Below are 13,130 nucleotides of genomic sequence, written 5' to 3'. Positions count from 1 at the left end.
CAGCGCTTGCTGGACAAGCGCTAGAGGCCAATTGGGCTTAAAGAGGCGGCGTGCGGGCTGCGGCGATGCGGTCGTGCAGCAGTTGCTCCAGCAGATCCAGCGGCAGCGGTCGGCTGAAAAAGTAACCCTGGTACACCGCGCAGCCGGCGTGCGCCAGCCAGTCGCGCTGCGCGCTGGTCTCCACGCCTTCGGCGATCACCTCCAGGCCCAGGCTGGCGGCCAGGCCGATGATGGTGCGCACGATGGCCGCGTCGTTGGGGTCCGTGAGCAGGTCGCGCACGAAGCTCTGGTCGATCTTGAGCTGCCCGAGCGGCATGCGCTTGAGGTAGGCCAGTGACGAGTAGCCAGTGCCGAAGTCGTCCAGCGAAAAGCCCACGCCCAGCGCGCGCAGCGCCGCCATGGTGGCAATCGTGGCGGCCAAGTCTTCCACCAGCAGGCTCTCGGTCAGCTCCAGCTTGAGCTGGGAGGCCGGCGCGCCGGTGGCGGCCAGCACGCCCGCCACGTCGTCCACGAAACCCGCATCGCGGAACTGGCGCGAGCTCACGTTCACTGCCATGGTCAGCGGCGCCAGCGCCGGCACCCGCTGCCAATCGGCCAGCACCGAGCACGCCGTGTGCAGCACCCAGTGCCCCAGCGGCAGCACCAGGCCGGTCTCCTCGGCCAGCGGAATGAACTGCCCGGGCGACACCATGCCGCGCCGCGGGTGCGCCCAGCGCAGCAACGCCTCCACGCCCACGATCGCGCCCCGCGCATTGATCTGCGGCTGGTAGTGCAGCAGAAACTCTTTCTGCGCCAGCGCGTTGCGCAGGTCCGCCTCGAGCGAGGCACGCTCGGCCACGGCATGCTGCATGCTCGGGTTGAAAAAGCGCAGCGTGTTGCGTCCCGCGGTCTTGGCCTGGTACATCGCCAGGTCGGCCTGCTTGAGCAGTTCACCCACCGTGGTGGGCGCGTGGTTGAACAGCGCGATGCCGATGCTGGGCGTGCTGCGGTACGGGTACCCGGTGAGCGCATAGGGGGCGCTGAGCACGGCGAGGATCTTCTCGCCCACGGCCCCCGCCTGCTCCGCCAGCGTGTCGCTGTGCGCGCTGAGCTGCTCCACCAGCACCACGAATTCGTCGCCGCCCAGGCGCGCCACCGTGTCTGCGCTGCGCACGCAGGTGTTCAGCCGCTGCGCCACGATCTGCAGCAGCTCGTCCCCCTGGTCATGGCCCAGCGTGTCGTTGAGGGTCTTGAAGTTGTCCAGGTCGATGAACAGCAGCGCCCCGCCCTGCTCCAGGCGCTGCGCCTCGGACAGGGCCTGGTCCACGCGGTCCAGCAGCTGCACGCGGTTGGGCAGGTGGGTGAGCGGGTCGAAGAAGGCCAGGCGCTGGATCTCGCGCTCCTGGTGCTTGCGCGTGCCGATGTCGGCGTTGATCGCGAGGACCGACTCGGGCTCGCCACGGTCGTTGCGCACCAGCGTCCAGCGGCCCTCGGCTTCGAGGGTGCGGCCCGCGCGGTCGCACTGCAGGATCTCGCCGCTCCACACGCCGTGCTGCATCACCTGCTGGGTGGCGCGCAGGAAGTCCTCCGGGTTCTGGTACAGCAGCGTGGCGATGGAGCGGCCGAGGACCTCCTCGCGCGACCAGCCGTACATGCGCTCTGCGCCTTCGTTCCAGAACGTGATGCGGTGCTCCAGGTCGCGCACGATGATGGCGTCGCGCGCCTTGTCCAGCAGCGATGCCTGCTGGCGGATGCGCTGGTCGTCCGTCTGGCGCTGCAGTTCCGCGGCCGCGCGCGCGGCGAAGATCTGCAGCGTGTTGCTGACGAAGCGGCTGCGCTCCAGCGCCTGGCGGAACACCACGAAGATCATGCCGATGGGCGTGCCGTCGCTGGCTGTGAGCTGCTGGCCCACGTAGCTGCGCGCGCCGGTGCGCGCGAGCACTGGCGCCCGCGGGAATCGCTCGCGCGCACGGTCGCGGATGACCAGCGAGCGCTGGGTCAGCAGCCGCTCGCTCGGCGTGCCTTCCAGTACGTATTCGGCATTGGGCTGGGCCACGCCATCGACCACGTGCGACAGCGCCACCGCCCGCCGCGCCTGCCCGGGGGCGGCCGGCAGGAAGCGGCCCACGCAGGCCACCTGGGCGCCCAGCGCCTCGGCCATGTGCTGCGCCAGATGGTCGAAGAACGCCGCGCCCACGCTGGCCGAGACGGCGGTGGCCACCTTGACCAACGTGGCCTGCAGGCGCTGCTGCTCCGCGCGGGCACGCAGGTTCTCGATGCCGAACGCCAGGTCGGCGGCCATGGCCTCCAGCAACTGCGTCTCCTGCACCCCCAGGTGCAGCACCTCGGGCGCATACAGGTACAGCAGGCCGAAGGTGCGCTCGGCGTTGCGCAGCGGCAGGCACACCACGGCGTGAAAGCCCAGCTGGGCCATGCGGTCCGCCAGGTGGCTGAAAGCCGGGCTGTGGTGCACGTCGTGCACGATCACCGTGCGGCCGGTGCGCACGCACACGCCTGCCGGGCCGTTGCCGCCCGGCTCCTGCGCCGACCAGCTCAGGTGCAGGTGTTCGGTGTAGTCATGGGCTTGGGCGACGCCCGCGTGCGCCACGGGCTCGATGCGCCTGTGCGCATCGTCGCGCGCCATGCCCACCCAGCCCATGCGGTAGCCGCCGATCTCCACGGCCACGCTGCACACGGCGTGCAACAGATCGGACTCGCTGGTGGCACGCACCAGTGTCTCGCTGCAAGCGCCGCGCATGCGCTTGGCCCGGTTGACGCGCGCCAGCTCGTCCTCGATACGGCAGCGCTCGGTCACGTCGCTGGCCAGCATCTGCCACGCCGGGCGCCCGCCGAAGTCCGTGTCGCCCACGACGACTTCCACGTCCAGGGCGGCGCCGTCCTTGCGCGCGTGGCGCCACAGCCGTGGTGCGGACGCGGGAGACCCGGGTGCATGGGCTTCGCGGCGCAGCATGTCGAGTGCGCAGGTGGCCGCGTCCTGGTTCTCCGCGGACCAGAGCGCGCGCAACTCCATGCCCAGCAGCTCCTGCTCCGCATGGCCGTAGTGGCGCACCATGGCGTGGTTCACCGCCAGCAGACGCAGGCTGTCGCGGTCGCAGACCCACATGGGCTGCGGATGTTCGGCAAAGAGCGTGCGGTACTGCTGCTCGGACGCACGCAGCTGCGCGTCCACGCGCCGCAACTGCAGCATGGCGCCCAGCGATTCGGCCAGGATGCGCAGGTGCAGCAGATGCTGCGCCTCCAGCGCTGCGCCCCGGGGCACCCTCACCTGGAGCAGGCCCGCGAGCAGCGCGCCGCTGCCCAGCGGCATGCTGACCCGCCGGTGGGGGGGCTGCGCACTTCCCACATCCTGCGCGGGGGCGTCCGTGGCTGCCTGTAGGCCCGCGCGTGCGGCTTGCTCCATGCCCTGCCAGGATGCGCAGGCGTCCAGCGGCACGCGGGTGCCGATCGCCGGCAGGGGCGGCGCACCCACGCTGGCGCGCACGGCCAGCGCATCGTTTTCGCGCAACGCGATCATTGCCCCGACCGCGCCCGTGATCGCGCAGGCGGCTTGGGCGGCCTGCGCCAGGACGTGCTCCAGGGGCAGCTGCAGGTCTGTGATCAGTTGCTGGAGCTGCAGCAGGAGTGCATGCGCCGCCGCCTCGTCGTGCGCCTGCACCGCTGCGGCCGGGCCTCCTGCCTCGGCCGGGTGGGCTGACGGAGTTCCGGTGGAATCGCTGATAGGCATGGCGCGCTGCGTGTCATGCCCACGCGCGGCCGGGATGGCGCTGCGGGAAGGAGCGAGAGACGGCCCGGGCCATGGCGCGCATCAGGATCTGCCCAGGCTGGCGCCGGCCAAGGGGCTCGGCGGTGGCGCGGCGGGGTGTCGGAAGAACATGGCGGGCGCTTCTTGCCCGAAAGGCGGGCGGATGTGACTGATGGTACATGGGCGCCCTCCTTCTTTTCTGCCGCGACGGCGCCGGAGCGTGTCAGCCGCGCGTGCGGCGTTCGCGCACGGCCGCAGCCAGCTGCTGCAGTACCGGCACGGTCTGCGCGAAGCTGATGCAGGCGTCGGTGACCGACACGCCGGGTGTGAGCGGCTGGCCGTCCACGATGTCCTGGCGGCCCTCCTGCAGGTGGCTCTCGATCATCACGCCGGTGATGCGTGCATCGCCCGCGGCGATCTGCTGGGCCACGTCCTGCGCCACGTCGATCTGGCGGCGGTGCTGCTTGCTGCTGTTGGCATGCGACAGGTCGATCATCACCTGCGGGCGCTGGCCGGCCTTCTCCAGCAGCGCGCAGGCGGCCTGCACGTCGGCCGCGCCGTAGTTCGGGGCCTTGCCGCCGCGCAGGATCACATGGCAGTCGTGGTTGCCGCGCGTCTCGAAGATCGCCGCCTGCCCCATCTTGGTCATACCCATGAAGGCATGCGGTGCCTGCGCGGCCTGGATGGCGTCGGCCGCCACCTTCACGCCGCCATCCGTGCCGTTCTTGAAGCCCACGGGGCAGGACAGGCCGCTGGCCAGTTGCCGGTGGCTCTGGCTTTCGGTGGTGCGCGCGCCGATGGCGCCCCAGCTCACCAGGTCGCTGATGAACTGCGGCGACAGCAGGTCCAGAAATTCCGTGCCCACGGGCAGGCCCAGCGCCAGCACGTCCAGCAGCAATGCGCGGGCGCGCTCCAGGCCTTCGTTGATGGCGAAGCTGCCGTCCAGGTGCGGGTCGTTGATGTAGCCCTTCCAGCCCACGGTGGTGCGGGGCTTCTCGAAGTACACGCGCATCACGATGAGCAGGTCCTGCGCCAGCGCATCCGCCTGCTCCTTCAACAGGCGCGCGTACTCCATGGCCTGGTCATGGTCGTGGATGGAGCACGGTCCCACCACGACGATGAGGCGGTCGTCCTGCCCGTGCAGCACGCGCGAGATGGCCACGCGGCTGCTTTCCACCAGCGTCTGCGCCGCATCGGGCGCGGGCTGCCATTCCTGCAGCAGCGCGGGCGTGATGAGCGGGCGCACGGCTTTGATGCGCAGGTCGTCGATGCGCGTGGTGTCGTGGGTGGTGAGCGGGGATGCGAGGCGTTCGGTCAGGGTCATGGTGCCCCGATTGTCGCGCTACCCGCGTGAGAGCCTGTCCTGGGAGTCCGCCGCCCTGCCCCGGCGGCAGGTGGCGGTGAAGGAAGGTAACACCGCCTGTGGCCGCCGCAAGCGGCGCCGTGGAACTTCAGGGGCGCCGGAAGCTCGCGAACTGTTGCGACCAGTAGCGCGACTTCAGGTGGTCCAGGCGCACCGTGCCGCCGCTGGACGGCGCATGTACGAAGCGCCCCTCCCCCACGTAAATGCCGGCATGCGTGGGCCGGCCGCGGCCGAACACCACCAGGTCGCCCGTGCGCAGCTCGTCCGCGTCGATGGACTGGCCGAAGCCGCTCAACTGGGCCACCGTGCGCGGCGGGGCCACGCCCGCGCGGCTGGTGTACACGTAGCCGATGAGGCCGCTGCAGTCAAAGCCGCTGTCGGGCGTATTGCCGCCGTAGCGGTAGGGCGTGCCCACCAGTCCCAGGGCATGGATGGCGATGTCGCTCGACTGCTCGGGCGACAGGCGGGAATAGGCGGCGTTGCGCGAGGCAGAGGTGGGCGGCGTGGTGCCGCAGCCCACCACCAGCAGGCTGGCCGCGAGCGTCAGGACGGGAAGGGCAAAGGCGCGCATGGGGGTCAAGCGTAGCAGCCGCGGCGCGATGGCGCAGCCAACACCCCGCGCCCAAACGCGCTTTCTCCTACTTTTGCAACGTTTTTTGGGGTCATTTTTTGCACTTTTCTTGCGGCGCCTCGCCGTGGGTGCATGCGCGAAGGGTGTGGGGCGCGATTGCAGCGATTGAGTAGCGCAGTACAAAAATTTGTACTAGTACAAACAATACAATGTGTGCATGCCATCGTTGTCTGTAGAAGGAAGCAATGCCAAAGACATTGCGGCAAGCCTTGAATATGCCATGCGCCGCGGCGCTCTGCCAAGCGGCGCTGCCCTGCCCTCGGTGCGCCATCTGGCCGCAGAACTGGGGGTGAATCCCAACACCGTCGCCGCCGCCTATGCGCGGTTGCGCAGCGCGGGCCGCGTGGTCACTGCGGGGCGCCGCGGCACCCGCGTAGCGGGCGAGCCGCCCCACCCTGCCCCGTCGTTCGCTCCGCCCGAGGGCCTGCGCGACCTGGCCAGCGGCCAGCCCGATCCTGCGCTGCTGCCGCGTCCCCGCGGCGCGGCCTGGGCCGCTGCGCTGGGGCAGCCGGCAGCGGTGCCGCATGCGCCGCAAGCGGTTGCGGAGGCGCTGCTGTCGCAGGCGCGCCCCTGGCTGGAGAGCCAGGGCCTGCCTGGCGATGCCGTGGGGGTCTTCTCGGGTGCGCTGGATGCGATCGAGCGCGCCCTGCGCCAGCATGCGCGCCCCGGCGACCGCGTGGCGGTGGAAGACCCGGGCTGGCCACCGCTGCTGACGCTGCTGCACAGCCTGCGCCTGCAGCCCGTACCCCTGGCCGTGGACGCGCAGGGGCTGTGCGTGCCGGCAGCGGGCGTGTTGGCGCAGTGCTGCGCCGTGGTGGTTACGCCGCGCGCGCACAACCCCACGGGCGTGGCCCTGGGTGCGGCGCGCTGGAAGGCGCTGCGCCGCCAACTGCGGGCCCATCCGCACACGCTGCTGATCCTGGATGACCACTGGGGCCTGCTGAGCCATGCGCCCCTGGCGATGGCCGGGGCCCTGCCGCCGCTGTGGCTGCATGTGCTGAGTGTGAGCAAGGCGTTGGGCGCAGACTGCCGCGTGGCCCTGGCCGCGGGCACGCCGGCGCTGGTGCAGGGCATGTGCGCACACCAGGCGCTGGGGCCGCGCTGGGTCAGCCACTGGTTGCAAGGGCTGGTGGCGCAGTTGTGGCGGCAGGCGGCGCAGGGGCGTGCGCGGGGCTCATGGCGCCATGCCGCTGCCCAATACGCGGCCCGCCGTGCGGCGCTGGCGGACGCGCTGCGCGGCCACGGGGTGGCGGCGCCCTGGCTGGAAGGCGAAGGCCTGCACGCCTGGGTGCCGGTGTCCGACGAAGCCGCGGCGGTGCAGGCCCTGGCGGCCGCGGGCTGGGCGGTGCAGGCGGGCGCGCCGCTGCGGCTGCACAGCGGGCAGGGTGTGCGCATCAGCCTGGGCGCCGTGGGCGTGCGCGATATGGGCCGGCTGGCGCGCGACCTGGCAGGGGCGCTGCGGCCTGCGGTGCGGGCGGTGTTTTAACGAACGCGAGCGCGCCGCGAATACGCCAGCGCTTCCGTGCTGCACGCCGCCCATGGCGGGTTTTGTCAAAGTCCCGCTTCTTGAAATCTCGCCTCTTGCGCGGAGGGAGGCGGTCCTTGGAAATGCCGCCACGTGGTCTGTGGTTGGCCTCTCTGCGGGCGACGAGCTAAGGATTTATCCGTAAATAATATTGACAGGTAGACTGATCTTTCGCAAGGTGATGATGGCAGCGGCCAGATGGTTAAGCGCGAGAAACGTGTGCTCCAGCTTTTCGTAGCGCACGAGCAGCTTGCGGAATCTGTTGAACCACCCATGGCATGCCTCCACTACCCAGCGGCGCGCCTTCTTCTGCGGATTGCGTTTCTTGCGCTCTGCCTCGCTCTTGCGGCCCACTACATGCGGGATATAGCCGTGGGCCAGGATGATCTTCATGGCGTTCTTTCCCCGGTAGCCGGCATCAGCGCATAGGTGCTTGCTGCGTCGCTGCTTGGGTGTGGGGCGCTTGATCATGCAGGACGCCAGCACGGCCTCAAGTTGCGTCACGTCGTGCGCGTTGGCCCCGGTCACGACGAGTGACAACGGGACGCCACGCCCGTCCACCAGCAGGTGACGCTTGCTGCCTTTTTTTCCCCCGATCCGTCGGGTTGCGCCCCACAGCCTCTTGCGCCAGTGGCGCCTTGAACATGGCCCCATCAATGCTTTGCCAGCGCCAGGCAACGCCTTCGAAATCATCGTACTCAGCAAGACCTGCACGCCACAGGTTCTCAAAGAACCCGGCCTTGGACCACAGCATGAACTTCTGATGGATCGCGCTGGCGCTGCCGAAGCGCTCAGCAGGCAATGCCTTCCATTGGCAGCCAGTGCGCAGCACATACATGATGGCCTCGAACACCAGCCGTGGCGGTTTGCTCGGGCGGCCCGCTCCGGCTGCGCGCTTGTACTGCTTGTCAGGATCGCGCGCAGGCTGCGGCACCAGCGGCTCCACCCGGCTCCAGAACTCGTCCGTCACTTCCCACGAATTGGCATGCACCTTGGCCATCTACATCTCCTGCGCCGCATCACGGGCGACTCAGGAACATAGTTTAATTTGCGGATAGATCCTAAGGGTTAAGGGCTACCTGTGGCGGGGCACGCCGCGGCTTGCGGCGCCCGCTCTCCGCTCCAGCAACATGCGCTGGCAAGACAGACGCTCCTCGCGCAAAGTGCCCCCGCGCGGGTTGGGCGCGCCGTCAATCCAGCGACAGCTCGCGGTGCTCGCCCAGCGGCTTGGGCTGCTCGCCGGTCAACGCGGCGGTGGCCAGTTGGTAGAGCTGGGAGAGCTTGCTGTCCTTCACGTCCCAGTATTCCGCATGCTCGATGCGGACGGCCAGCAGCACCAGATTGGGGTCTGTGGGACCGTCGGGGAACCAGGCCTTGGCCAGCGGCGTCCACAGTGCTTCCTTGCGCGCGGGGTCCTCGATGAAACCGGCCGTGCCCGACAGCGACACGTAGCAGTCTTCGCCCGGGTCGGCGTAGCTCAAATGCACCTGGCTGTCGGCCTGCAGGCGGCTGTGCAACTCGCTGCCGCGCGGGATGAAGAAGAACAGTTGACTCTGCGCATCGATGTCCTTGTTCAGCGTGGTCAGCGGGTGGGCATGCAGCCGGCCGTCGGCCGCGCGGTGGGCGAGCATGGCAAAGCGGATGTCCTTGATGCGGTTCCACAGCGTGGCGTGGGGGGAATCGTCGGGCATGGACATGGGAGAACCTCCGTGGGATGTAGGTGGACGCCACGGCGCGGTGCGTCACGCACGCGCCGGGACGGGCATGCAACGCACTGTAGGGTGCGCTCGGGGTGCGCGGCGTCGGCCCCGGTCACGCCTGGATGTGCGCGCAATCCGACGCGTGTTATGAATGGGAGAGGCATGAAAAATGCCCTGCAGCGCCCGCGGCAATGGCACGGGCAGCTACCCCATTTGCAATGCCGTTGGCGGCTGTTCGGCTGGCGCGGCCTGGCGGTGGCGCTGCAGCAGCTTGCCGATGGCAGGGCGTGCGCAGCGCTGCAGCTGCATCAGCAGCGCGTGGTCTGGCCAGGCCAGGCCGAAGCGTTGGCACAGGTCACGCTGCATACAGGCCAGCAGCGCGGCGGCCATTTCCGCATCGGCCAGCGCGCGGTGGGCGCGCCCGGCGCGCGGCAGGCCGAGGTGGTCCGTGAGGCGGCCCAGGCTGTGGCTGGGCGCATCGGGGTACACGCGGCGCGACAGCAGCACGGTGCAGGCGAACGGATGGGGCGCGGCGAGCCCGGCGTACTGCAATTCGGCCTGCCAGAACTTGCGGTCGAATGCGGCGTTGTGGGCCACCATGGGCGCGTCGCCCACGAAGCGCGCGGCCCCGCGCATCACTGCGGCGGCATCGGGGGCGGCCTCCACCATGGCATTCGTGATGCCGGTGAGCTGCGTGATGAAGGGAGGGATCCGCACGCCCGTGCGCATCAGGCTCTGGTAGCGGTCCACTACGCGGTCGCCTTCCATCAGCACGATGGCCACCTCGGTGGCGCGTGCACCCTGGGCAGGCATCATGCCGGTGGTTTCGAAATCGATGACGGCGATGGGGGCGGACGGCATGCGGGACGGCAGGAAACCGGCCCCGCGCACCCCGTGCGATAGGCACGGGCCACCGGCACCGGTGCGTAATCGTAGCCGCCACGCACAAAGCGCCGCCGCCCCCAAAAGTGTGGGTGTCGGGCTATGCAGGCCCTGCAGGCCGGGCTCAGCCCGCGCCGCCTTGGTTCTTGCTGCCGCGGCGCGACTGCGCCTGGTTGCCGCTGCCCACCTGGTCCGTGCGGTCGCTGCGGCTATCGGGCGTGCGACGCGCCTGGTTCAGGGCCGTGGGGGGCTGGTGCCCCTGCTGGTTATGGTCGTTGGCCACCTTGTCGGTGGCGCCCGAGTTGTCGTTGGTGCGCTTCATGGCGGGCCTTTCAGAGATCGGTCCAATCCACTCTAGGCAGCACGGCAGAGCGCGGGCGTCGGCGATGGGCCTGCCCGCCTGTGGGACGCGGCCCGACAGGCGATGCGGGAAGGGGCTAATGGTCCAATCGGGCTCCAGCGCTTATCCAGCAAGCGCCAACAGCTATACCAATAGGAGCAATCGGTCACCCTGCGGCCCGGCGCGCCAGCGTGAACGGCGGCAAGCCCTGCAGCAGCCGCTGGCCGTAGCCGGTGCGCACCAGGCGCTTGTCGTAGCAATACACGTGGGCGCGGTCTTCCTCGGTGCGGATGGCGCGGCCCACCCACTGCGCCAGGCGGATGGCGGTGGCGGGCACCACCAGTTCGCTGAACGGGTCGCGCCCGGCGCCGCGCAGCCATTCGGCGCGGGCCTCGCCCACGGGGTCGTCGGGCGGGGCGAAGGGCAGCTTGGTGATGAAGAGCGATTCGCACAGCCTGCCGGGCAGGTCCAGCCCCTCGCCGAAGGATTGCATGCCGAAGATGATGGAGGGCTGGCCTTCGGCCACGCGCTCGCGGTGGCGGGCCAGCAGCTGTGGGCGGGGCAGGGTGTTTTGCACCAGCACGGCGCTGCGCATGGCGGTGGGCAGCATGTCCACGGCCTGGCGCATCTGCTCGCGCGAGGTGAACAGCACCAGCGCGCCAGCCTCGACCAGGGCCAGGTCGGACAGCAGCGCGTCCACCATCTCGGCGGTGAAGGCCTGCGCATCGCGCGGCTCGGCGCGGGTCTCGGTGGCCACCAGCGTGCCCTGCAGCGCGTAGTCGAACGGGCTGGGCACGGCCAGCGTGGTCACGGCTTCGTCGCCGAACAGGCCCGACTCGCGCAGGAAGAAGTCGAACTGCCCGCAACTGGTGAGCGTGGCCGAGGTCAGCACCGCGCCGCGCACGGCGGACCACAGGTGGTTGCGCAACGTATTACCCGGCAGCACGGGGCTGGCATGCGCGCGCACGACGATGAAGTCGCCCTCGACCTCCAGCGTGAACCACTTGGCGGCCGGCACCGCGCCCTCGGGCGCGTCCTGCAGCAGCAACTGGGCGGCCGCGTGCACGGCCTCCAGCCGCGGCGCCAGCACGCCGATCTGCGCATACAGCTGCGACAGGCGCCGCGCCTCGTCGGGCTTGTCGCGCATTTCGCTGCGCAGGGCCTTGGAAATGGCGCGCAGGGCGTTCAGGAAGCCCTCGGCGTGGTGCGCGGCCTGGCTGAAGGGCTCCACCAACGCTTCGGGCAGCACACCGCCGGCCACGCGGGCGCGCGTGGGCAGGCTGGATGCGAACTGGCGGCGCCCCGGCACGGGCGCACGCAGTTGCTCGCCATACACGTCCATCACCAGGCGCGCGGCATCCTGCAGCGCGGCGCGCAGGCGCGCGGCGTGGTTGGGGATGTCGGCAATTTCCTCGACCTCCACCAGCTGGCCGATGCGCAGCGCGCGGCTGGCCAGGCGGTCGATCCAGGTCAGGCGCGAGAGGTCGGCCTCGCAGGCGAACTGGTCGAGCGCGGTGGCGGGCAGGTGGTGGGCCTCGTCGATCACCAGCAGGCAGTTGTCCAGCTCGGGCAGCAGACGCGCGCCCAGGGACGACAGCAGCAGGTCGTGGTTGGCCACGATGACCTGCGCGGCCACGAGTTGCTTGCGCCGCTCGTAGTAGGTGCACTGGTTGAACACCGGGCAGTGCTTGCCGGTGCAGGAACTGGCCTCGGCCGCCACGGGACTCCAGGCCTCGGGTTCGGGCGGCGTAGCGAGCGTGTCGCGGTCGCCGTCCCATTCGCTGGTCGCCAGCGCGTCGGCCATGCTGGCGTAGAACTTCATGCGCGCCTCGGACTCGTGGCGCGGGCGCTTGCCGCGCTGCTCGGCTTCCTCGTCGGCGAACAGGTCGTCGTCGGGCAGGTCGCCGTCACCGCCCGGGCCGGCCGCGCCGCCGCTGGCCAGGCGCTCCAGCTTGAGCTTGCACACATAGCGCCCGCGCCCCTTGGCCAGCGCGAACTGGAAGGGTTGCTCCATGCGCGCGGCCAGGGCGGGCAAGTCCTTGTGCACCAGCTGCTCCTGCAGCGCCACGGTGGCGGTGGAGATCAGCACCCGCGTGCCGCGCGCCAGCGCCATCGCAATCGCGGGCACGCTGTAGGCCAGCGACTTGCCCACGCCCGTGCCGGCCTGCACCACGGCAATCGCGCGCTGGGGCAGGGCATCGTCGTCCTCCAGCTTGCCCAGCTGCGCCTGGCTGAAGGTCTGGGCCACCTGCTCGGCCATGCGCCGCTGGCCCTCGCGCACGCGAAAGCCGGCCGTGGACTGGACCACCGCCTCGAACGATTGCAGGGCCTGGGCGGCCCACTCTGTGGAGGACATGGAAGGGGAGATCAGGCGCGGGACCGGCTTTGCAGTGCGTGCCACTGTAAATGCATCCAGGCATGTTAGCCGAAGCGGGCTGGGCACTGCTCAGGGCCGGCTATACACCCCTGGCCGTGCCCCCCAGGTGATGCGTGGTCGCCCGTGCGCCCAACGCTGATGCCGTCGTCCGCCCCCGGCCTACGCGGAACCGGGCGGGGCCTGCCTAGCATGGGGCGATCTGCCTTGCAGGCAAACGAGAGGTTCCCCATGCCATCCCATCGCGATACCCCGTCCCCTTCCAATGCCCCGGGCGCCGCGCCGCCGTCGCCGGGCGAGCACACCGATGTCCACGAACAGGGCGTGGACCTGCAGACCCCGCCCCAGCAGGAACGCGCCGCCGGCACCCCCGCCGCGCCCAAGCTGCCGCACGAGCGGGACCAGTCCGTCACCATGACCGGCGGCGAGCGCCATCCCGAGGTCGAGCAGGCCCACCGCGACGTGGAACGCGGCCTGCAAGACACCGACCGTGGGCCGCCCGCCGACCGCACCTATCGCAAGCTCAAGGACTCGAAATAGCTATTAAAAACGTAGCTGTTAGCGCTTGATGGT

At 70.1% G+C, this 13,130-nt stretch carries 10 protein-coding genes; 2 read left to right on the top strand and 8 right to left on the bottom strand.

Annotated features, from left to right (window positions below; translation table 11 throughout):
- Positions 1-37: 37 nt before the first annotated feature.
- From MRB47_RS00165 to MRB47_RS00155, 3 genes are all read right to left on the bottom strand, one after another.
- The gene (locus MRB47_RS00165) at positions 38-3,724 is read right to left on the bottom strand and encodes an EAL domain-containing protein (protein ID WP_411275718.1); all 3,687 of its coding nucleotides are present in this window, start codon (positions 3,722-3,724) and stop codon (positions 38-40) included.
- Positions 3,725-3,965: 241 nt separating this feature from the next.
- A complete protein-coding gene (locus tag MRB47_RS00160; protein WP_172204945.1) occupies positions 3,966-5,066 on the bottom strand; it encodes a 3-deoxy-7-phosphoheptulonate synthase in 1,101 nt (366 codons plus the stop codon).
- A 127-nt stretch (positions 5,067-5,193) separates the two neighbouring features.
- Positions 5,194-5,676, bottom strand: a complete 483-nt coding sequence (locus MRB47_RS00155; protein WP_012655137.1) for a C40 family peptidase — start codon at positions 5,674-5,676, stop codon at positions 5,194-5,196.
- 217 nt (positions 5,677-5,893) lie between these two features.
- Between MRB47_RS00155 and MRB47_RS00150 the strand changes: the two genes are divergently transcribed.
- Positions 5,894-7,222 (top strand): aminotransferase class I/II-fold pyridoxal phosphate-dependent enzyme, encoded by a 1,329-nt coding sequence (locus MRB47_RS00150; protein ID WP_252101551.1) that lies wholly within the window; start codon positions 5,894-5,896, stop codon positions 7,220-7,222.
- A gap of 174 nt (positions 7,223-7,396) precedes the next feature.
- Here the strand turns inward: MRB47_RS00150 and MRB47_RS00145 are convergent.
- From MRB47_RS00145 to dinG, 5 genes are all read right to left on the bottom strand, one after another.
- Positions 7,397-8,261, bottom strand: a protein-coding gene (locus tag MRB47_RS00145; protein WP_252100767.1) for an IS5 family transposase whose coding sequence is annotated in 2 segments (ribosomal slippage) — positions 7,397-7,844 and positions 7,843-8,261 — 867 coding nt in all. Because the reading frame shifts where the segments join, the coding sequence is not laid out codon by codon here.
- A 190-nt stretch (positions 8,262-8,451) separates the two neighbouring features.
- The gene (locus tag MRB47_RS00140) at positions 8,452-8,958 is read right to left on the bottom strand and encodes a pyridoxamine 5'-phosphate oxidase family protein (RefSeq protein WP_011807235.1); all 507 of its coding nucleotides are present in this window, start codon (positions 8,956-8,958) and stop codon (positions 8,452-8,454) included.
- A 207-nt stretch (positions 8,959-9,165) separates the two neighbouring features.
- On the bottom strand, positions 9,166-9,822 hold the full coding sequence (locus tag MRB47_RS00135; RefSeq protein WP_252101550.1) for a PolC-type DNA polymerase III: 657 nt from the start codon (positions 9,820-9,822) through the stop codon (positions 9,166-9,168).
- A 145-nt stretch (positions 9,823-9,967) separates the two neighbouring features.
- On the bottom strand, positions 9,968-10,165 hold the full coding sequence (locus MRB47_RS00130) for a hypothetical protein (RefSeq protein ID WP_011807233.1): 198 nt from the start codon (positions 10,163-10,165) through the stop codon (positions 9,968-9,970).
- 184 nt (positions 10,166-10,349) lie between these two features.
- Positions 10,350-12,539, bottom strand: coding sequence for an ATP-dependent DNA helicase DinG (dinG, locus tag MRB47_RS00125; protein WP_252101549.1), 2,190 nt, complete (start codon positions 12,537-12,539; stop codon positions 10,350-10,352).
- 249 nt (positions 12,540-12,788) lie between these two features.
- Here dinG and MRB47_RS00120 point away from each other — a divergent pair, with 249 nt between their 5' ends.
- Positions 12,789-13,097 carry a hypothetical protein gene (locus MRB47_RS00120; protein ID WP_252101548.1) on the top strand — a complete coding sequence of 103 codons (309 nt, stop codon included), beginning with the start codon at positions 12,789-12,791 and terminating at the stop codon, positions 13,095-13,097.
- The last annotated feature ends 33 nt before the right edge of the window (positions 13,098-13,130 follow it).

This window comes from Diaphorobacter sp. LI3, assembly GCF_022807955.1.
In the GTDB taxonomy this organism is placed as follows: Bacteria; Pseudomonadota; Gammaproteobacteria; order Burkholderiales; family Burkholderiaceae_C; genus Diaphorobacter; species Diaphorobacter nitroreducens.
Note: the sequence above shows the minus strand (reverse complement) of the source record. Positions and strands in the feature narration are given on the sequence as shown.

Coding starts and splice junctions, on each gene's coding strand:
- MRB47_RS00165 (WP_411275718.1), bottom strand. CDS start 3,724: ATGCCTATCAGCGATTCCACCGGAACTCCGTCAGCCCACCCGGCCGAG.
- MRB47_RS00160 (WP_172204945.1), bottom strand. CDS start 5,066: ATGACCCTGACCGAACGCCTCGCATCCCCGCTCACCACCCACGACACC.
- MRB47_RS00155 (WP_012655137.1), bottom strand. CDS start 5,676: ATGCGCGCCTTTGCCCTTCCCGTCCTGACGCTCGCGGCCAGCCTGCTG.
- MRB47_RS00150 (WP_252101551.1), top strand. CDS start 5,894: ATGCCATCGTTGTCTGTAGAAGGAAGCAATGCCAAAGACATTGCGGCA.
- MRB47_RS00140 (WP_011807235.1), bottom strand. CDS start 8,958: ATGTCCATGCCCGACGATTCCCCCCACGCCACGCTGTGGAACCGCATC.
- MRB47_RS00135 (WP_252101550.1), bottom strand. CDS start 9,822: ATGCCGTCCGCCCCCATCGCCGTCATCGATTTCGAAACCACCGGCATG.
- MRB47_RS00130 (WP_011807233.1), bottom strand. CDS start 10,165: ATGAAGCGCACCAACGACAACTCGGGCGCCACCGACAAGGTGGCCAAC.
- dinG (WP_252101549.1), bottom strand. CDS start 12,539: ATGTCCTCCACAGAGTGGGCCGCCCAGGCCCTGCAATCGTTCGAGGCG.
- MRB47_RS00120 (WP_252101548.1), top strand. CDS start 12,789: ATGCCATCCCATCGCGATACCCCGTCCCCTTCCAATGCCCCGGGCGCC.